Origin of the sequence: Paenibacillus sp. FSL W8-0194 (assembly GCF_037969745.1) — a bacterium.
GTDB lineage: Bacteria > Bacillota > Bacilli > Paenibacillales > Paenibacillaceae > Paenibacillus_AQ > Paenibacillus_AQ cookii.
The window spans coordinates 3,126,460-3,146,297 of record NZ_CP150205.1 but is presented as its reverse complement, the minus strand read 5'-3'; the positions used below and the strand labels follow the sequence as shown (position 1 = coordinate 3,146,297).

At 52.6% G+C, this 19,838-nt stretch carries 20 protein-coding genes; 16 read left to right on the top strand and 4 right to left on the bottom strand.

Translation table 11 applies throughout. From position 1 onward, the window contains the following. Positions 1-18: 18 nt before the first annotated feature. Complete coding sequence (locus MKY58_RS14200; protein ID WP_339320852.1) at positions 19-1,506, bottom strand: spore germination protein; 1,488 nt, start codon at positions 1,504-1,506, stop codon at positions 19-21. Between the two features lie 172 nt (positions 1,507-1,678). Here MKY58_RS14200 and MKY58_RS14195 point away from each other — a divergent pair, with 172 nt between their 5' ends. The 12 genes from MKY58_RS14195 (at position 1,679) to MKY58_RS14140 (ending at position 12,337) form a co-directional block, all read left to right on the top strand. Beyond that, entirely contained in the window at positions 1,679-2,203 is a 525-nt protein-coding gene (locus MKY58_RS14195) for a cysteine hydrolase family protein (RefSeq protein ID WP_339320851.1), read from the top strand. Between the two features lie 132 nt (positions 2,204-2,335). Further along, entirely contained in the window at positions 2,336-2,935 is a 600-nt protein-coding gene (locus MKY58_RS14190) for a bifunctional transcriptional activator/DNA repair enzyme AdaA (RefSeq protein ID WP_339325154.1), read from the top strand. Further along, the gene (locus tag MKY58_RS14185) at positions 2,925-3,479 is read left to right on the top strand and encodes a methylated-DNA--[protein]-cysteine S-methyltransferase (RefSeq protein WP_339320850.1); all 555 of its coding nucleotides are present in this window, start codon (positions 2,925-2,927) and stop codon (positions 3,477-3,479) included. The genes MKY58_RS14190 and MKY58_RS14185 overlap by 11 nt, the downstream gene beginning before the upstream one ends. Further along, positions 3,472-4,185, top strand: coding sequence for a 2OG-Fe(II) oxygenase (locus MKY58_RS14180; protein ID WP_339320849.1), 714 nt, complete (start codon positions 3,472-3,474; stop codon positions 4,183-4,185). Before MKY58_RS14185 ends, MKY58_RS14180 begins: the two co-directional genes overlap by 8 nt. Before the next feature lie 44 nt (positions 4,186-4,229). Next, positions 4,230-5,048 (top strand): radical SAM protein, encoded by an 819-nt coding sequence (locus MKY58_RS14175; RefSeq protein WP_339320848.1) that lies wholly within the window; start codon positions 4,230-4,232, stop codon positions 5,046-5,048. A 35-nt stretch (positions 5,049-5,083) separates the two neighbouring features. Next, the gene (locus MKY58_RS14170) at positions 5,084-5,701 is read left to right on the top strand and encodes a DNA-3-methyladenine glycosylase 2 family protein (protein WP_339320847.1); all 618 of its coding nucleotides are present in this window, start codon (positions 5,084-5,086) and stop codon (positions 5,699-5,701) included. 15 nt (positions 5,702-5,716) lie between these two features. Further along, positions 5,717-6,409: a DNA alkylation repair protein gene (locus tag MKY58_RS14165; protein ID WP_339325153.1), complete on the top strand. Its 693-nt coding sequence runs from the start codon at positions 5,717-5,719 to the stop codon at positions 6,407-6,409. Between the two features lie 160 nt (positions 6,410-6,569). Beyond that, entirely contained in the window at positions 6,570-8,378 is a 1,809-nt protein-coding gene (locus MKY58_RS14160; protein ID WP_339320846.1) for an LTA synthase family protein, read from the top strand. A 199-nt stretch (positions 8,379-8,577) separates the two neighbouring features. After that, complete coding sequence (locus MKY58_RS14155) at positions 8,578-9,585, top strand: LacI family DNA-binding transcriptional regulator (protein WP_339320845.1); 1,008 nt, start codon at positions 8,578-8,580, stop codon at positions 9,583-9,585. Between the two features lie 111 nt (positions 9,586-9,696). Further along, the gene (locus MKY58_RS14150) at positions 9,697-10,020 is read left to right on the top strand and encodes a 2Fe-2S iron-sulfur cluster-binding protein (RefSeq protein ID WP_036715632.1); all 324 of its coding nucleotides are present in this window, start codon (positions 9,697-9,699) and stop codon (positions 10,018-10,020) included. A 196-nt stretch (positions 10,021-10,216) separates the two neighbouring features. Then, positions 10,217-10,852, top strand: coding sequence for a TetR/AcrR family transcriptional regulator (locus MKY58_RS14145; RefSeq protein ID WP_339320844.1), 636 nt, complete (start codon positions 10,217-10,219; stop codon positions 10,850-10,852). A 54-nt stretch (positions 10,853-10,906) separates the two neighbouring features. Next, a complete protein-coding gene (locus MKY58_RS14140; protein ID WP_339325152.1) occupies positions 10,907-12,337 on the top strand; it encodes a DHA2 family efflux MFS transporter permease subunit in 1,431 nt (476 codons plus the stop codon). 113 nt (positions 12,338-12,450) lie between these two features. Here MKY58_RS14140 and MKY58_RS14135 read toward each other — a convergent pair whose 3' ends face one another. Next, complete coding sequence (locus MKY58_RS14135; RefSeq protein ID WP_339320843.1) at positions 12,451-13,035, bottom strand: cupin domain-containing protein; 585 nt, start codon at positions 13,033-13,035, stop codon at positions 12,451-12,453. 223 nt (positions 13,036-13,258) lie between these two features. Here MKY58_RS14135 and MKY58_RS14130 point away from each other — a divergent pair, with 223 nt between their 5' ends. Further along, complete coding sequence (locus MKY58_RS14130; RefSeq protein ID WP_339320842.1) at positions 13,259-14,503, top strand: stalk domain-containing protein; 1,245 nt, start codon at positions 13,259-13,261, stop codon at positions 14,501-14,503. A 47-nt stretch (positions 14,504-14,550) separates the two neighbouring features. On the opposite strand, the gene cls is transcribed toward MKY58_RS14130, so the two are convergent. Beyond that, positions 14,551-15,999, bottom strand: coding sequence for a cardiolipin synthase (gene cls, locus MKY58_RS14125; protein ID WP_339320841.1), 1,449 nt, complete (start codon positions 15,997-15,999; stop codon positions 14,551-14,553). A 37-nt stretch (positions 16,000-16,036) separates the two neighbouring features. Next, complete coding sequence (locus MKY58_RS14120) at positions 16,037-16,942, bottom strand: LysR family transcriptional regulator (RefSeq protein ID WP_339320840.1); 906 nt, start codon at positions 16,940-16,942, stop codon at positions 16,037-16,039. Between the two features lie 222 nt (positions 16,943-17,164). On the opposite strand from MKY58_RS14120, the gene MKY58_RS14115 reads away from it, so the two are divergent. The 3 genes from MKY58_RS14115 to MKY58_RS14105 all read left to right on the top strand — a co-directional run bounded on the left by MKY58_RS14115 (position 17,165) and on the right by MKY58_RS14105 (position 19,832). After that, positions 17,165-17,923, top strand: a complete 759-nt coding sequence (locus MKY58_RS14115) for a glucose 1-dehydrogenase (protein ID WP_339320839.1) — start codon at positions 17,165-17,167, stop codon at positions 17,921-17,923. 54 nt (positions 17,924-17,977) lie between these two features. Further along, entirely contained in the window at positions 17,978-18,721 is a 744-nt protein-coding gene (locus MKY58_RS14110; RefSeq protein ID WP_339320838.1) for an SDR family NAD(P)-dependent oxidoreductase, read from the top strand. A 298-nt stretch (positions 18,722-19,019) separates the two neighbouring features. After that, a complete protein-coding gene (locus MKY58_RS14105) occupies positions 19,020-19,832 on the top strand; it encodes an arylamine N-acetyltransferase (RefSeq protein WP_339320837.1) in 813 nt (270 codons plus the stop codon). The last annotated feature ends 6 nt before the right edge of the window (positions 19,833-19,838 follow it).

Sequence of the window (19,838 nt, the reverse complement as noted above, 5' to 3'; positions counted from 1 at the left end):
CTTTCACTTTGTTCACCCTTATTTCCGCATTTTGTTGGTGGATTTGTTTTGGGAATCCGAAATGGAAGGGCGCTTTCTAAGGCCCCAAAAAGGTCCGCGAACGAACGTGTCCAGCAAATCGGAAAAGTTCATTGGGGACAGCGGCGTCAAGTAGGACGTTCCCAGGTTGGTGACTCCCGACAAGTGGATCACCACAAGGCCGATACACATCATGAGCCCCAAATTTCCCAAGACGCCGGCCATGATGATCAGGCCGAACCGGATCAGGCGGATGGATGCGCTCATGATATAGCTTGGGATGGTGAACGATGCGATGGCGGATGTGGCGACCGAGATAATGAGAATGTTGCTTGTGAACCCGGCCTGAACCGCGGCTTGCCCGATCACGATACCGCCTACGATGCCGATCGTTTGGCCGACTTTCGTCGGGAGCCTTGCGCCGGCTTCGCGAAGCAGCTCGATGGTCGTTTCCATGAGCAGCGCTTCGATAAGCGGCGGGAAAGGAACCTTTGCGCGCGACTCCGTCAAGTTTAGAAGCATCGTATGGGGAATCATTTCATAGTGATAGGTGGTCACGGAAACGTAGAACGCGGTAAAGCTGATCGTCATGAGAAAACCGATGAACCGCAAAATCCTCAGGGCAGACCCCAGCAGCCAGCGTTGATAATAATCGTCCGGCGAAGAGAAGAAATCAAAAAAATTGGTAGGACACACGAATGCGGACGGGCTTCCGTCCACGAAACCTACGATGCGGCCGCCGATCAGCTTGGAAGCGATGGCGTCCGGGCGCTCCGTCGTCATGAACTGCGGGAATACGGAGTTCGGATTTTCGTCGATCAGCTGAATCAGCATGTTCGAATCCATGACGGCATCGAATTCGATCGATTGAATCCGTTTTTTTAAGTCGTCCACCATGTCTTGATCCGCAATACGGTCGACATAGGCCAATACCACGTCGGTTTTGGCGATTTCCCCGACCTCAAATTTGATGGTTTTTAAATGCGTGCTTTTGATTTTTTTACGCAATACGCCCAGATTCTGGGACAGATTTTCCACGAAGCCGTCGTGGGGGCCGGAAATGACCGTCTCCGTCTCGGATTGGGAGATCGATCGGCCTACGGGCTCGGAAATATCGACGAGATAGACCAGGTCCCGAAAAAATATGGCGGCTTGGCCGTCCAGGATTCCTTTGACGCATTCCTTGGCGTCGGCCGTCAGCTTGTATTGGGAACGCTTAAAGATTTGTTCCGCTTCCTCCTCGGTGGCTTCGGAAAGGGGATCGATGATATCCCGCTTTAGCGGCTCCGCTCCCACCAGGAACGGGAGATAAACGATATCGATCTGGCAATTGGGATACGTGCGCTGCTGAAAGTCGATGCAGTCCTTAAACTGATCCAGTATATGGTTCAAGGAAGGCTTTTCGTTTTTTTCGGGTTTGGCGGTCACCTGTTCCGAGCTTTTCCCTTGCGTGAAGAAAAATTTCCTTAAATTCAGAAAAACGCCCATAATCAACACCTCGTGGATATTTTCCCCATGGAAGGGACGAATATGCATCCGAATCTTTCCCTTAGGTTTTGCGTTAGGTTGATATTGTAAGGAACGTATGTTCCTGTTAAAATGATAGAAGACCTGGAACTTCAGCACGAAAAATATGGAATCCCACGGGAGGAAAACCAATATGAATTCGCAAGCGTTGTTGGTGATTGACGTACAGAGGGGCATGTTCCCGGAGAACGACCCGGTTCATGCCGGGGATGCATTGTTGTTGAAGCTTCAAGACTTGCAGAGCAAAGCGCGAAGCTGCGGCGTGCCCGTCATCTACGTGCAGCATAACGAAGGGGCGGGCGAGCAGCTCGAAACGGGGACTCCGGATTGGGAGATCCACCCTTCCATCGCGCCCCATGAGGGAGAAGACGTCATCCAGAAATTCACGCCGAATTCATTCCATGAAACCGAACTGCAGCGGATCCTGGAGGAGCAAGGCATCCGCAGCCTTGTCATTTCAGGGATCCAGACCGATATATGCATAAAAGCGACAAGCAGGGGGGCGGCGGACCTGGGGTACGACGTAACCGTCGTGGAAGATGCCCACAGCACATGGGGCCAAGGAGGCCAAACAGCGCAAGAAATCATTGACCTGCATAACCGGCAGTTTCGCGAGTTTGCCGTCGTGAAAAAGGCTTCAGAGATCGAATTTTGCTGAACCTGGCCAAGGGTGCCAACCAAAAAACGAAACGATTCTCGAATATCACAATCTTGCTTTTCTATTCCGTTATTCCTTCGTCCGGACGAAAAAGAGGGTATACTTTGGATGAAGGGGTGAACGAATATGAACATGGCGAAAGAAGAGGCGCTGACGGAGGAAAAATGGCAGGCGATCATCGGGAATGACGCGTCCTATGACTTCAAGTTTTTTTACGCGGTCAAATCGACGGGGATTTTTTGCAGGCCTTCCTGCAAGTCAAAGGTCCCCAACCGGGCCAACGTTCGGATCTTCCGCACCGCGGCTGAAGCCATTCGGGAGGAATTCCGGCCGTGCAAACGGTGCAAGCCGACGGGCGAACGATTGCCGGACCGCGAGTGGGTCGAAGCGATCGCCCGGTACATGGAGCGGCATTACGACAGCGCAATAACGCTGAATATGCTGGCGGAGATGTTTCATGGGAGCCCGTACCACTTGCACCGGACATTCAAAAAAATCATGAACGCAACGCCGGTCGCCTATTTGCAACGCATCCGATTGGATAAGGCGCGCGAGCAGCTCGCCCGAACCAACATGTCCGTAGCCGAGATCGGTAGCAGCGTCGGGCTTCCGAATCCGTCCTATTTCATCTCGCTATTCAAACGAACATTCGGCATGACCCCCTACGAATATCGAAAACGGATGATGGAAACGGGGATATGGACCCAAGGAGGCGCATTCGATGAAAAATGAAGTGATAGGGCCTGTTTATTGGTCGGTATTGGAACACGGAGGCTGGACGCTGCATCTCGCAGCGACTTCCCGCGGCCTTTGCTACGTAGGTTCGGCTAACAAGCCGTATGAGGAAATGGAAGAATGGGTGGGAAAACATATGCGCCCGGCGAAGCTGATCCGGGACGATAAGGCGCTGTCGCCTTATGTTAGCGAATTGGCGGATTACATCGAAGGCAAGCTGGTGCGCTTCACGATTCCCTGCGACCTGGTCGGCACCCCGTTCCAGCGTTCGGTTTGGGAGGCGCTGCGCTCCATTCCCTACGGGGAGACGCGCTCCTATTCGGACATTGCGGAAGCGATCGGCAAGCCGGCCGCGGTTCGGGCCGTTGGTTCGGCGATCGGGGCCAATCCGGTGCTCATGTCGGTCCCATGCCATCGCGTCATCGGCAAAAACGGAGCCTTAACCGGCTTTCGCGGCGGGCTCGAGATGAAATCGCGGCTGTTGTCCATCGAGAAAGCGTACGCGGATTCCCGGACTCGAGAGGTTGCCCATCATGCATAACGAGGTTTCGGAACGGGTTGCGGCTTTGGACTGGGACGCTCTCCACCGGGATTTGGATCAGCAGGGATTCGCCGTTTTCCGGCCGGTCCTGACCCCGGAGGAATGCGAGGCCTTCATTGCGTCCTACCCTGCCGAAGAGGTGTACAGAAAAACGATCGATATGAAAAGATACCGTTTTGGGCTCGGGGAATACAAGTATTTTCAGTCGCCTCTTCCCAGCCGGCTGCAGCAGCTTCGGGAGGCGTTTTATCCGCCGCTGGCGGCTGCCGCCAACCGCTGGCTGGAGCAGCTGGGCAAGGAGCCGGGGTATCCCGGCACGCTTTCCGCTTTCCTGGAGGAGTGCCATGAAGCAGGCCAACGCCGTCCCACGCCCCTCATTCTGAAATATGAAGCCGGAGGGTATAATTGCCTGCATCAGGATTTGTACGGCGAGGTATATTTTCCGTTTCAGGTGCTCCTGACGTTGAACCGGAAGGATGTCGATTATGAAGGCGGCGAGTTTCTCTTGGTCGAACAGCGCCCGCGCGCGCAAAGCCGTGGGCATGCGATCAAGCTGGAACGGGGAGCCGGCGTCATTTTCCCGACGAGCTTCCGTCCCGTTCAAGGAGCAAGGGGACATTACCGGGCTTCTCTGCGGCATGGGGTTGGCACCGTAACGGCCGGCACAAGGTACAGCTTGGGCGTCATTTTCCATGATGCGACATAAAACGGTAACTTTAGGTATGAGAATTGAACCCGGGGGGAGAAGCCATGACCTGTTCGCTGGAATATAAAACGCCAAAATCGATGCTGAATAAAGGGACTGGCTTCCTTTCCGGTTACAGCCATTCGTTAAACCCGTATTCGGGCTGCTCGTTTGGCTGTTCATATTGTTACGTCCGGCGAATGCCCGTAGCCACCTTCCGTGAAAAGGCTTGGGGTACGTGGGTGGATGTCAAACATGGCGCTGCGGACGTGTTCCGGAAAGAGCTCGCCAGGGCTCAAAAGAGGGGACCGGTCACGATTTTCATGTCCTCGAGCACCGACCCCTACCAACCGGCGGAGGCGACGGAACGGATTACGCGTTCCTTGCTGGAAGCGATGGCGGAGCTGCCGCCGGATTTTTTGCTGGTTCAGACCCGGAGTCCCCTCGTGAAACGCGATATCGACTTGCTGCTTCGATTGGGGGATCGCGTCAGGGTCAGCATGACCGTGGAAACGGACAGGGAAGACATCAGACGCCATTTTACGCCTGGAACGCCGCCGATCGAAGCGAGGCTGAGGACGCTGAAGCTTCTGAAGGAAGCCGGCGTACCGGCCCAAGCAACGATTGCGCCCGTACTTCCGAGCACGGATGCTTTTCCGTCCAAATTACGCCCCCTTGTCGACCGGATATGCATCGACGATTATTTTATGGGTGACGGAAGCGGAGGAAAGCGGACAAGAAGCCTGGGCATCGAGCGGCTTTACGGGGAAATCGGGCATAAGGAATGGTATGATCCCGGCGCATACCGGACCGTCTATGAACGGTTCATCGGAACTTTTCCGAAGGATCAAGTGTTCCTCAGCCAAAAGGGGTTTGAACCCTAATAAACAAAAGCCGCGATGGGAGGGGGAACAAGCATATGTTGAGCCAACATGCCGCGTTTTTTCAATACGGCAAGACGGAAACGGAAGCACTAAAGAACGCGGATCCCATACTTGGCGCGGCGATGGAGAAGATGGGGAGAGTGGAGCGTCCCGCGAATCCGGATCTGTTTCAAGCTTTAAGCCAGGCGGTGGTCGGCCAGCTGATTTCGGTCAAAGCCGCGCAGTCCATCTGGGAAAGGATGCTTCGCCGGTTCGGGCGAATCGATCCTGTCGTTATAGCGATGGAGTCTCCGGAGGAGTTAAGGGCATGCGGTTTGACGGAGAAAAAAACGGCATCCATCCATCGCATCGCCAGCAGCATTAGAAACGGCGAGTTTAACTTGAATGAGCTTGTTCAACTCCCTGACGCCGAAGTTGTCCGCCGCTTGACGGCGCTGCCGGGCATCGGCGTGTGGACGGCTGAAATGGTGCTGCTTCATGCGATGCAGCGGCCTGACGTGGTCAGCTGGGGGGATGTGGCGATCCGGCGCGGAATGATAAAGCTCTACGGTCTTGACGGGTTGTCCAAACAGCAGTTCGACGAGTACCGGCGGCGTTATTCGCCGTATGGTTCCGTCGCCTCGATCTATTTATGGGAAATATCATACAGGTAAGGATGGAAGTTCATGATGGAAACGGAAACGGCGGTCGTTCGAGCAAAGCTGCTGGAGCTGGCCGAACCTGAATACCAAAAATTTGCTTCATCCCTCATTCCGGGCATATCCAATTTGCTGGGCGTCCGTATTCCGGAGCTGCGCAAATTGGCGAAGGGGATTGCAAACGGGGACTGGCGGTCTTATTTGCAGCAAGCTTCAGGCGAATTTTTTGAAGAGGTAATGCTGCAGGGCATTTTAATAGGCCATGTAAAGGCGGAACCGGCTGAAAAGCTGAAGCATGTCGCCGCGTTTGTCCCCAAAATCGACAATTGGTCGGTATGCGATACGTTTTGCTCCGGCTTGAAATTCACTAAAACGAACAAAGAGCTGGTGTGGGATTTTCTTCAGCCTTATTTGCGGTCCGAAGAAGCATACGACATCCGTTTTGGCGTGGTCATGCTGCTCAATTATTACATCGACGAAACCTATATCGATCGCGTGCTGCACATCCTGGATCGGATCCGCCACGAAGCTTATTACGTCCGAATGGCCGTGGCTTGGGCATTATCGATGTGTTACGTAAAACTGCCGGCTCCGACAATGGCTTATCTGCAAAACAGCACGGTCGATGACTTTACATACAACAAAGCGCTGCAAAAAATAATCGAGTCGACGCGCGTTGATTCGGAAACCAGGCAGCAAATCCGAGCGATGAAGCGGAAGTAGCCGCCAAATTCGCTGAAATGCATCAAAACACAAAGTAAGGAGCACCTTTTGTAAAGGCTGACCTTCAGTCATCTGAAGCGCAAGTCTTTTTCTTTTTTAATCTGCTTTTAAGAAATATGTAGTATAATATCCGCCTGAGTCAAGTAAGGAGAGGATACGAGTGCAACCATTGTTTAAACCCTCGAAGCGGTTGGGAGCGACGCTGCTCACCCTGTTCTTTGGCGGTTTTGTCCTGAATTTCATCATGCAGGCGGCATCCCTGAATCTGAGTTTGGGAAGGGTTCTGGCCTGGATTTCGCAATCTTATTGGCTTTATATTTCCGGGAGCCTGTTTTTCTTTTTTGTGCTGCTCACGTTTGCGGCGATCATTCCGAATGTGTATTCCGGCGCGTTATTCGCTTTTTTGGTATGCTGCATTTTGGCAGTGGCCAATTATAAAAAGCTGAGCACGACCGGCGAACCGTTATTTCCGTGGGATTTGATGCAGGTTAAAAACGCCAAGGAAATGACCAAAATCACGCATGGCATGATTTCACCCGCAGCCGTGATCGTGGCGGTCGTCATCGTCGCCGCGCTGGCGTATTTGGCGTTTAAGCTGCCCAAGCTCAAGGTTCAGCTGCCTCTGCGCCTTGTCATGGTGGCGGTATCCGTCCTGATGATTGCAGGGTTCATTCAAATGGTCGGCGGGCAAAGCGCGTTTGCAACCTCCATGCACTATCAAAATATTCCGTGGAACCAGAAGGTGAATTACGCGCAAAACGGGTTTGTGTATGCTTTTACGGGCAATCTGAATCAGAAACTGATGGAAAAGCCCGAAGGGTACAGCAAAGAGGCGATCGAAAAAATCGCCGCCAAATACCGCAACCTGCCGGATCGCGGAACGGCGAAGCCGACAGCGGAGCAGCCGAACATTTTGTATATCATGGACGAGGCTTTTTTCGACCCTACCCGGCTGCCTACTTATACCTTTAGCGAAGATCCGCTGAAGTTTATCCATCAGCATGAGCATGCAACGCCTTCCGGGTATTTGCTTTCTCCCGAATTCGGGGGGAATACGGCCAACGTCGAATTCGAAGCGTTAACCGGTTTGTCGATGTATTTTCTGAAGGACGGCTCCATTCCTTATCAGCAGCGGATCGTCAAAATGTCTTCGCTTCCGTCGATCGTCAGCATTTTAAAAGAAAAAGGGTACGAAACCAAAGCCCTTCACCCGTTTGACGATACGTTTTATAACCGAAATCGGGTGTATCCGATTCTTGGCTTCGACCGTTTTACGAGCGAAAAGGATTTGCAGCAAGCGGAACGGTTTACGCCGAACGGTTATATCACGGATAAGTATGCCATGCAGGAAGCGGTTCGCCAGCTTCAATCGTCGGATAAGCCTGCCTTTCTGCATCTCGTGACGATGCAAAACCATTTTCCGTTCACGAAAGGCCTGAATGGCGAGAACACGATCACGGTCGGCGGCGTGAAGCCGGAATATAAAGACGAGATGGAGACGTACGTGCACGACACGAAATTGACCGACGAAGCCGTTGCCTATTTAAGCGGCGAATTAAAGAACATCAAACGTCCGACGATCGTCGTATTTTGGGGCGACCATCTGCCGGCATTGTCTTCCGGAATTTATGCCCAGGCAGGCTGGGACCAAAATCCGCGGCTGAAGCATGAGACGAAGCTTTTGTATATGGCCAATTTCGATATCGGAAAAAGCTCCGTCGGCACCATCAGCCCTTCGTTTATCGGACCGACGTTGTTCAAGCTGAGCGGACAGGCGCTGCCTCCGTATTACAAACTGCTCGAAAAGGTGCAATCCGAAATACCTGGGCTCAATAAAAACGTGCTGATCGGCGTTTCGGGAATCATATCGCAGCTCACCCCCGATCAGCGGTCGCTCTTAAACGATTACCGCTTGGTCGAATACGATTTGCTTGAAGGAGAACAATACGCCAAGGATCTCATGTTTTAAGTTGCAATCGACAGAGACAACCCCGCCGCATCGGCGGGGTTTGTTGTCATGAGCGGGCGATTCGTCGGGAAACCCGACTTCATTGTAAAAACCGCTTAAGTCCGGTATCATTAACCCTGGATGTAGGCGTTTTTTTGCATCATTTTTATGAATCACATAATCTATACATAACGAAGTCATTTGGGAAGGAGGAGGTCGAATGGCGACCATAAAAGACGTGGCGAAGCTGGCGGGGGTTGCGCTTTCGACGGCTTCGTATGCATTAAACGGGGACCCGAAAGTAAGCAAAGAGACGAAGGAGAAAGTCCTTGAGGCAGCCCGGCAGCTGAACTACCGCAAAAACGGTTTTGCCATGGATTTGAAACGGAGCCGCACCAACACGATCATGCTGATCCTGACCGATCTTTCCGGGCCTTATTATTCGGAGCTCATCCGGAGCATTCAAGACGTGGCGATTGCAAACGGTTACGATCTGATCGCCTGCAGCTCCATCGGCGCCCAGGACTCCACGGCCGTCCGATTTCTTCGCGAAAAAAGGGCCGACGGGGCGATCGTATTGGCGCAGAATATTCCGAACGAAATTTTGCTGGAGTCGGCATCGGAACGTTTTCCGATCGTCGTGATGGACCGGGAGCTTACGGGCGACGGGTTGGCGAACGTGTTGGTGGACGGCGAACAAGGCGGTTATATCGCCACGCGCCATTTGCTGGATTTGGGACATCGAACCATTGCTTATGTCAGCGGCCCGCAAAACTCGTATGACAATGGCCAACGTTATAAAGGATATCTCCGAGCATTAAAAGAGAGAGATTTAAGCGAGAAGACGAAGTGGCGCCTGACCGGCGGTTTTGTGCGGGATGGAGGATATCGCGCCACCAAGACGATGATGATGCAGGGCGAATTGCCATCGGCGATTTTTTACGGGAACGACGAAATGGCCATCGGCGGCCTGGCGGCATTGAAGGAAGGCGGGTATTCGATTCCCGGCAACATTTCGATCATCGGCTTCGACGACATCGAGCAGGCTGGTTACATGAATCCGCCGCTAACGACGATTCGCCAGCCCAAACACGAGGCCGGTTCCTTAGCGGCGCATTTGCTGTTTCAAATGCTTAACGGGGAAGAGGTCAACGCGACCTATAAGCTGGGCATTGAACTGGTTCAACGCGGGTCCGTCCGGAATGTCGACAACCGGATCGATAGCTGATTTATTGACATCACTTGAAAAATACCTTCCGTCAAGCAATAATAGAGACTCGTGTATCATTCCCTTCGGGATGATGCTTAATATCTAACGAAAGAAAGGAAGCGATTCCACATGCCAACGATTCAAGTCGAAGGAAAAGGAACCATTGAAGCGGCGGACGGACAAAAGCTGGTACTCGCTCTGGAGGATCACGGCGTCGACATTCTGCACCGCTGCGGAGGCAATGCGAGATGCACGACCTGCCGCGTAGAGATCCTTGAAGGAGACGCCGGCGCCATGGGCGAAGCGGAGGCAGCGATCCTCGCAACCAAAGGAATCCACGAGCCGAACGTGCGGCTTTCCTGCCAAATCCGCGTACATAGCGATCTGACCGTGAAGCCGGTCATGACCGTTTCCGGTTCCGGCATGGATGCCGGCAAGCGCCCGCTCGATTAAAAGAGATGGCAAATGAATTCATGAAGCGGCTGTTTGTCCACCGAATGGGCAGGCAGCCGTTTTTTATTGGCAGCACGCGGCCGGCAAACCTCCGGAAAATTTTCTGCAAAAGAAAATCGTTGACAATCAAGGCCTTCTATCCCTTATAATATGTAGACCGTTCGTTATAATTTTGAAGAAAGGAGGCCTCGCTTCCATGGCAGGCAAAGCAAACTCGCGTGAAGCCATCGTGAAAACAGCTACCAGACTGTTCTCTGCGCAGGGATATCATGGAACGGGATTGAACCAAATCATTAAGGAAAGCCAATGCCCCAAAGGCTCGCTCTATTATTATTTTCCGGAAGGGAAAGAAGAGCTTGCGCGGGAATGCATCGAACAGATTAAGCGAATGGTTTCCGGCAAATGGCAGGAGGCTTTCGAACGATTCGAACATCCGGCCCAAGCGATCCAATACCATATCGAAATGATGGCCGAGGAGGCCGAAAAATCGAATTTTGAGGGTTTTGCCCCTCTCAGCTTCTGGAATGCAGTGGAAACGTGTTCCATCAGCGTATCGCTTAGGGAAGCTTGTCAGAACACAATCGATGAGTGGCACGGGATGTTGTCCCAGCGGCTGCAATCGGCGGGCCTTGATGCGGATCGTGCCGCCGAGACGGCCACGGTCGTCTTGTCCATGATGGAAGGTTCGCTGATCATTGCCATGACAAAGCAGGATACCGGACCGATCCATGCGGCATCCAAGTATATGGGGATACTGGTGGAACGCCTGCTGGACCTCAGCCGGTCGGATCAATCGCCCCCAAGAAGCGAAAGACATAAAATAGAAGATTGAGATAAATAGAGATAGAAATCAGACATATGGAGGTTAGGGATTGTGGAAGCAGCCATGCAAAATACACAAACGGCAGCAAGCTCGGACAAACGATTCAAAGTCATCCCGATCATGGTCGCGCTGCTTATCAGCGGATTTATCGGGATGTTCAGCGAGACGGCATTAAACGTCGCATTAAACGATTTGATGCAGGTGCTGCACATTTCGCCGCCGACGGCGCAATGGCTCACTACAGGGTATTTGCTGACGCTGGGCATTTTAGTGCCGGTATCCGGCCTTTTGCTGCAATGGTTTACGACGAGACAATTATTTATTACCGCGCTGATCTTTTCGATCGCCGGTTGTTTGATTGCGGCGCTGGCGCCGAGTTTTGAAGTGCTGCTGGTCGCTCGCGTCGTTCAGGCCATGGGGACGGGCATCATGCTCCCGCTGATGTTCAACACGATTTTGGTTATTTTCCCGGCTGAAAAACGGGGCGCCGCCATGGGCATCATCGGCCTCGTGATCATGTTCGCCCCTGCGGTCGGCCCGACGATCGCGGGTCTGTTGATCGAAAACCTCAGCTGGCACTGGATTTTCTGGCTGTCTTTGCCTTTTCTCGTGTTGGCGCTGGTTTGCGGTATCCTGTTCATGCAAAACGTATCGACCATCACCAAACCGAAAATCGATCTGTTGTCGATCATTTTATCGACGATCGGCTTCGGCGGCATCGTGTTCGGCTTCAGCAGCGCCGGAGAAGGCGGAGGCTGGACGAGCCCGAAGGTGGTCGCGTCCCTGATCATCGGTATCGCGGCACTGGTCTTGTTCGGTTGGCATCAATTGCGGATGAAGCAGCCGATGATCAACCTGCGGGCATTCAAATACCCGATGTTTTCGGTCGGCGTCGTCATGGTCTTTATCAGCATGATGATCATTTTGTCGTCGATGCTGGTGCTGCCGCTGTTCCTGCAGGGCGGTTTTGGAAAATCGGCGTTTTACGCCGGACTCATAATGCTTCCCGGGGGAATCGTGAACGGCTTGATGTCTCCCCTCATGGGGCGTTTGTTCGACAAATACGGTCCGAAGTGGCTTGTTTTCCCTGGTTTTATCGTAGCAGCCGCGGCTCTGTGGTTTTTCTCGGGCGTAACGGCCGCTTCCGCCGCTTTCCTCATCATCGTGCTGCATTCCTGCTTGATGATCGGCATTTCAATGATCATGATGCCCGCGCAGACAAACGGCTTGAACCAGCTGCCGCGTGAATATTATCCGGACGGAACCGCGATCATGAACACTCTTCAGCAGGTGGCGGGGGCCATCGGCACGGCGGTTGCCGTCAGCATCATGTCGGCCGGGCAGGAGAGCTATTATACAACCCATCCGGGCGGGAATCCGATCGAAGCGTTGACGGCCGGCGTATCGCATGCCTTTAAGTTCGGCATGATCATCGCTCTGGTCGGCTTCGTGATCGGCCTGTTTATGAAACGGGTTCCGGTAAAACACGACTAAATAAGCGCAAAAACCCCAAAGCCACGGCTGCGGGGTTTTTCATCGTTTGGGCACCGATCCTTCAGAGCATTCGTCCGTTGAATCTAGCAATAGGTTTATGCTATCCTTCTAAACTATTCCATGCTATGTCCGCTGATGATTCCCCGGTTCCCGATTACCTGACGTTGGGGGAGGCTGCGCGTGCAGTTGTTGGGAGGCCCGATGAACACCGTATCTTGGATCGGGGCCAGCGTCGCTTTGACCTGTTCTTCGTTCAAGCAGTACGTGTGGGCAAAAATTTCGGCCGGGGTAAGCCGAAGCAGATCGGACCCTCCGATAAATTCGGGAACCGGGGCGTCAAAAATGGCTAAAATGTGCGTGTTGTCCGCCGTCGCGATTTCGTAATGCCACCAGCCCTGGGGCACATTGGCGACTTGCCCGGGAGTTATCGGTATGTTGATCAGTTTCTTCGTAAACGGATTGATCAGGGAGACGACGGCTGCGCCTGAAATCAGGTAGACCAGTTCAGAGGCGTTTTGGTGGATATGGGGTTCGACCACATTTGATTTGCTCAAATAAATATCGAGCAGCGATACGTTTCCCAGGGTATTCAACTGGTTGACCGAAAGCATGTTTATGAAATTGCGGGCGTCCTTTTGAAAAAATGTATTGTTTTTCAGATCATAGGAGAACTGCGCCGAGGGGGATGTAAAATCCATATAAGAGATCATGCTAAAATTTTCACGTCCTTCGATGTAAATTGGGCATTTACTGGGTATTGTATGCAGCGGCTCCGCGAATGTCCCTGAATCACGGAAGCAACAGAGAACAACCCTGCTTTGCCTGTTTTGGGTGGAAATGGTATTCCGGATCATGGTATAGTGAATCTAGCATTCTATTAAATCAAACAAAACTATATTTCAGATCATGGGAGAACCGAATATGAAGATCATTGGGAAAATTCTTTTAAGCTCCGTTTTGCTTGCAGGCTCTTTCTCCGCGATTCCCGCGGATGCGGCCAAGGCGGCAGGCAAGGTCAGCATCATGCTCGACGGATACCCGCTGTCTTTTCCGGTGGAGCCGACCGTGTTGAAGGGAACGACCATGGTGCCGTTCCGGGCCATCTCCGAAGCGCTTGGCATTCAAGTGACTTGGAACCAGAAGGAACAAAAAATCACGGCTACGAAAAAAGAGGACGGGGTCTCCAAACAGGTTGTGTTGACCATCGGCAGCAAACAAGCTTTGGTCGACGGGAAATCGGTAGCTCTTGCCAACGCCCCGCAAACGATCCGCAGCAGCACGATGATTCCGCTCAGCTTTTTTAGCCAGCAGTTCGGGGCCGGGGTCGCCTGGGATCAGAAAACGCAAACCGTTTCGATCACGTCGCCTAAGGAAGACATGTATACGCTAGGCTTTTACGCGCTATCTTCTTTCGATGAACGGGCATACGTCCCGTCGTTCGATTCGGTTGCTTTCGGCTGGAGCCGGATCGATCCTTCCGGACAATTCACGATGGAGGGCAAGGAGTATAAATGGCCGCAGGCTGCGGGCGAAGTCACGCCGGAATCGATCCTTCAAGATGCCGCGCAGCAAGGAACGTCGCCGTATTTGATGGTGTACTCCGTGGATTCCAGCGGCGAATTGACGAAAAACCTGGAAGATCAGGCGCTTCAGGAGACAACCACCTCGCAGATCGTGGAAGCGGCCTCGGGAAAAGGGTTTAAAGGCATTGCGCTCGATCTGGAAGGGCTTGGTTTGACCGGCGACAAAAACAAGGTGAAAGCGGAATACAACGCATTCGTGAAAAAGCTTTCCGCCAAAGCCCGCGCGGCTGGCCTGAAATTGACGCTTATCCTTCATCCGCTGAACAGTTCCTATGCAGGTTATGATTACAAATCGTTATCGGGTCTGGCGGACGATTTGGTGATTATGGCTTATGCGTTTGAACAGGAAAAAGGCCCCGAACCATTGAAGCAGGTCGACGAGGCCATCCGCCTGGCGTTGAAGGAAACCAGCAAAGACAAGCTTATTCTCGGGATCTCGTTCGGCAGCGAAAACGCAGGTACCGTCAACACCAAGATCGGCCTGGCCAAACGGTATGACCTGAAAGGCGTCGCTTTCTGGCGCTTGGGGCTGATCGGCCAGCCTGCCTGGGCGAAGATCAATGAGTCCATAGAGATGAAATAAATCATTATAAAAAAAGAGCGTCCCGCATGGGACCGCTCTTTTTTTTCTTACAGAATCGGCGACAGCAGCCGCGATATGCCTTCCTTGATCCGAATCCATCTCGGGCGCTGTTGGTATTCCTGAAGCGTCAACTGCCGGGATACGCGCAAATCCTCTTCGAACATCTCCGTCAATTTTTTCGAAATCCGGTCATCATACAAAAAGGCATTGACTTCGAAATTCAGCTTAAAGCTGCGAAAATCGATATTGGCCGTTCCCACCGAAGCGATTTCTTCGTCGATGACGATCGTTTTGGAATGAATGAAACCGTTATTGTACAGATAAACGGTAGCGCCTACCTTCAATAGCTCCCCGATATACGAATATGTGGCCCAGTACACGAAAATATGGTCCGGCTTGTCCGGAATCATGATTTTGACTTCAACGCCCGACAGGACGGCAATCCGCAGCGAATCCAGCACGCTTGCATCCGGAATGAAATAAGGAGTCTGGATGTGAATCGTTTTTTTCGCGGAGGAAATCATTTTTATGTATCCGTTTTTGATATGTTCAAGCTCCGAATCCGGTCCGCTCGTGACAATCTGCATGCCGATCCGGCCGCAGGGAGCCACCTCCGGGAACAGGTTCGGCGAGTATGTAATGGCGTGATGGTGCGAGGCTTGGTTCCAGTCCAAAATAAACCGAATCTGCAGCGCATAAACCGCCGATCCGATGATCCGCAAGTGGGTGTCCCGCCAATAGCCGAACTTCGAATTCAGCCCCAAATATTCGTCCCCCACGTTGAACCCGCCCACATAACCGATTTCGCCGTCAATGATGACGAGCTTGCGGTGGTTGCGGTAATTCAAACGGAAGTTGATCAAGCGCAGCCGCGAAGGGAAAAACGCTTCGGCAAGCCCTCCGGCGGCCCGGAATTCGCGAAAAAACCTTTTTGTCAGCTTTCTCGAGCCCAGCTGGTCATAAAGCACTCTGACCTTCACGCCTTCACGTGCTTTTTGCGTGAGGAGGTTGATCAATTTTTTGCCGAGGACGTCGTTTTGGATGATGTAATACTGGATATGGATATAATCTTTTGCCCCGTGAATGTCTTTGAACAGCTTATCGAATTTCTCCTGTCCGTCGGTAATGATGTCCACTGCGTTTTCTTCGGTAAACATCGAGTGGTTGTTTTTCAAATACATGTAGATGAGATCCCTGTATTTGCTGGCCGATTCGTTGTAGAAACGGAAGTTGCCCATCTGAATGCGTTCCAGCTGTTCCAAAATAATCTCTTTGACGCCGATTTTCTTCAGGTCGTCCCAATGGAACAAGCGGACATGCCTGAAGTTTTGGGCGAAGAGCAGGTACAGCAAAAAGCCGGCAATCGGGATGAACGACAGCACCAGCAGCCAAGCCCAAGTCGCTCCAGGGTCGCGGCGCTCCTTAAACACGACGACCAAAGCGAAAATAAAATTCAGAAACAAGATCAATCCTAGAATGAGGGAAGAAAAGTTCATTGCGTCGTTGTCCTCCTGCTTTAACGCCACTTCCGGCTTACAGCATGTTTTGCAAACCGGAAATATCATGTTTGATACGGTCTAAAAAATGCCGTGAAATCGCGGAAATATGATGTTCCTTCCGCTGAATGACTCCCAGGAATACCGGACTTTGCTGGGGGAAATCAAAATCCAGGATGACGGTGTCGGAGATCGGTTCGGAAATGAACGAATAGTTAAGCCCGACCGTAACCGCCGAATGGGTGAGGCACGCGCGGCTGATCAATGCGCGGTTGTTCGTGGTGTATACGATATCGGCCGGCCCGTATTTTTTCTGAAAATCATCCATAAACCATTTCACATAATCATCATTATACAGCACAACGTTCTGCCGTTTAAGCTCTTCCGGCGTAATTGTTTTCTGGAAAGCGAGCGGCGAATGGATGCTGGTGGCGGCAACCATTTTGACTTTGAGCAGCGGGTCGTAATCGAGCCCCAAATGTTCAATCAGCCGGTTTTTGTAAAGAATGATGAAGCCCAGGTCGGTTTTGTCGTTCAAAACGTCGTCGATAATATCCTGCGAACCTTGTTCGACGATCTCGATTTTGACCTTCGGATATTTTCGCTTGAAATCCAGCACCGCTTGCTCGAGCAGCAGCATGGGGCCGGGAATCGTTGCGATTCGCAGCCGTCCTTGGACCAGCTCGGAATACCCTTGGGCGGCTTCCTTCAATTCGTCGTATTTCTGCAGCAGCTCGGTCGCTTTTTTAATAATGACGGCTCCTTCGGCGGTGGGGACGGCTCCCGTGCGCTGCCGTTTCAGAACGGCAACCCCCCATTCCTCTTCAAGGCTCGATATCGACTGGCTGACTGCCGAAATGGTGACGTGAAGATTCTGGGCGGCTTTCGAGATGGAGCCGGTTTTCGCGACCTCGACCAAATACTCCAGTTTTTCAATATGCATGTTTCAACCCGATCCTTGTAAGTTTATATCCGGATATGATTTAAGCTAGCCTTAAGTCAAATTAAATATGTTTAAATTTTATTGAACCCTTATCGATGATAACATAGAAGTAAAGCCTGAGGTACATCCTTTTGGAGAATTGCTGCAGCATGTTCAGGCCGTTCATTGGTTTCGTTTGGAGACAAGCTTTGATAAATGCCATGACGGAAAGGGAGTTATCGCATGAGATTGGAAGGAAAAGTCGCACTGATCACCGGGGCGGGAGCAGGCATCGGGAAAACGACGGCGCTGCGTTTTGCGCAGGAAGGCGCCAAAGTGATCGTCACGGACATCAATTTGGATAACGTAACACAAACGGCGTCGGAAATTGAGCAGGCCGGGGGCAGCGCCGCGGCTTTCAAACACGACGTCAGCAGCGAAGACGACTGGAAACGGATCGTTGAAGCGTCGGTTAAGCAGTTCGGTTCCATCGATATTTTGTTCAATAACGCAGGCATTTATTTCATTAAACCGCTGGCCGAAATCGGGCTGGATGAGTGGAATCGGATGCTTTCGATCAACGTGACGGGCGTTTTCCTCGGCATGAAGCACGTGATGCCGGTCATGGCCAAGCAAGAACATGGCGGTTCGGTCATCAATGCTTCCTCCATCGCCGGCTTGACCGGGGCATCGGGGCACGTCGCTTACGGCGCAAGCAAAGGGGCGGTACGGATCATGACCAAAGACGCCGCGGTCGAATACGCTTCGGCCAACGTGAGGGTCAACTCGATCCATCCTGCCTACATCAATACGGCGATGGGCGATTATGCGACGCAGGCGAGCCAAATGTCCGCAGCGGAGCTGGGCAAACGGATGGCTCCAATGGGCCGATTCGGCTTGGTCGAGGAAGTATCGAACATGGTTCTGTTCCTTGCTTCCGACGAATCTTCCTATTGCACGGGGGCCGAGTTCGTGATCGATGGCGGAGCTACCGCGATGTAAGAAAATAATTCGAGCATGTGTTTTTAAAATGAATCTAAGATGGGAGCGAGAGCAATGAAATTCGAAAATAAAGTGGCCGTGGTTACCGGCGGAGCAAGCGGCATCGGGGAAGCCGCCGTCAGAATGTTTGCCGCCGAAGGCGCAAAAGTCGTGATCGCCGATTTTTCGGAACGCGGTCAAGCGGTGGCGGATGAACTGAATGCAGCGGGATCTGATGCGTTGTTCGTGAAAACGGACGTAACGAATGAGCAGGACGTCATTCGCATGGTGGAGCAAACGGTTGAGAAATACGGGAAGCTGGATGTGCTGTTCGCAAACGCGGGCATCGCGCAGGACGGACCTGCCGACCTGCTGTCCTCCGACAGCTGGCAGCGCACGATCGACATTAACTTGACCGGCGTGTTCCTCTGCGACAAATACGCGATCAAACAAATGCTTGCGCAGGGCCATGGCGGCGCGATCGTAAACTGCGGCTCCATCCACAGCCACGTCGGCAAAGCGGGCGTCACCGCATACGCATCCGCCAAAGGCGGCGTTAAGCTGCTCACCCAGACGCTGGGCGCCGATTATGCAGCCAAAGGCATTCGAGTCAATGCGGTGTGCCCGGGCTACATCGATACGCCGCTGATCAAAGGCAGAACCGAAGCGGTCACCCAGCATCTGGTCGGGCTGCACCCGATGGGTCGCCTCGGCAAACCGGAAGAAGTGGCCAAAGCCGTCCTGTTCCTGGCAAGCGATGACGCATCGTTTATTACAGGCACAAGCCTGTTGGTGGACGGCGGGTATACGGCGGTGTAATCCGGGGCCCGGTCCAACGGGCGGCCTTGCTGAAGCCGCAATATTAGGAAAGACACAGCAACAAGGCCAAAACGTGAAAAAGAGCTCAAACCTCCCTGAAGCCGGGGGTTTGGGCTCTTGCTGTTTATCCGGCATTGTCGTAAGCAAGCCAAGCGAATTACCAGGTTCATGACATAAAACCGGCCGTGGGCATCTTTGCCCGGCTGGTTTTTGTCTTTCCGGGAGGAGATGGTCATATACTTATGGAAAAGTATTGTAGGTCGTATATTTTTATTAAAGTGGAGGTTCGGTTTGCGGTATGAATCATAACGTATCCGGCATTTCGAAGCGGGCGGCGGATTATTTGAACAGGATCGGGTACGACGGAGCGGTCGAACCGACCGCGGCCGTGCTTGCCCGTCTTCAGGAATGCCATATTTACCATGTTCCCTATGAGAACCTCGACATCGTCAACGGCGTGCCTTTGTCGCTGAAGCTTGAACATCTGCATGATAAAATCGTCTCCCGCCGCCGGGGAGGGTATTGTTTTGAGCTCAACGCGCTGTTTGCATGGCTGCTGGAGGAGATCGGATTTAAAGTGACGCATTATTTCGCTCGGTTTTGGCGCGACGAACCGAATCCGCCGCCGATGAGGCGGCATCATGTGCTGAGGGTCGAAGCGGAAGGCCGCCCGTATTTATGCGACGTCGGCGTCGGGGGCATCGTACCCGTAACCCCGTTATTGCTGGCAGAAGGGATCGAGCAGCCGGCAGGAAACGAACGGTACCGTTTGGATCGGGATCCGTTTTTCGGCTGGATGCTTTGCGAATGGAAATACGGGGAATGGTGCCGATTGTATTCGTTTACCGAGGAACCGCAGCTGCTGCAGGATTACGCGATGGCTTCCTATTGGTGCGAACATGCGCCCGAATCCATCTTTACGCAATCCGCAATGGTCTTTATCCGCACCCCCGAAGGCAGGAGCACGGTAGCGGGGGAGGAGTTCAGGATTTTTGGTTCCGGCGGCGTGGAATCATGGGTACCGCAATCGGCAGAGGAATACCATCAAGCGTTGTTGAAGCATTTTGGAATCGTGCTGAATCGGAAAGAAGAGGATGGAAACCATCCATAAAGGAGG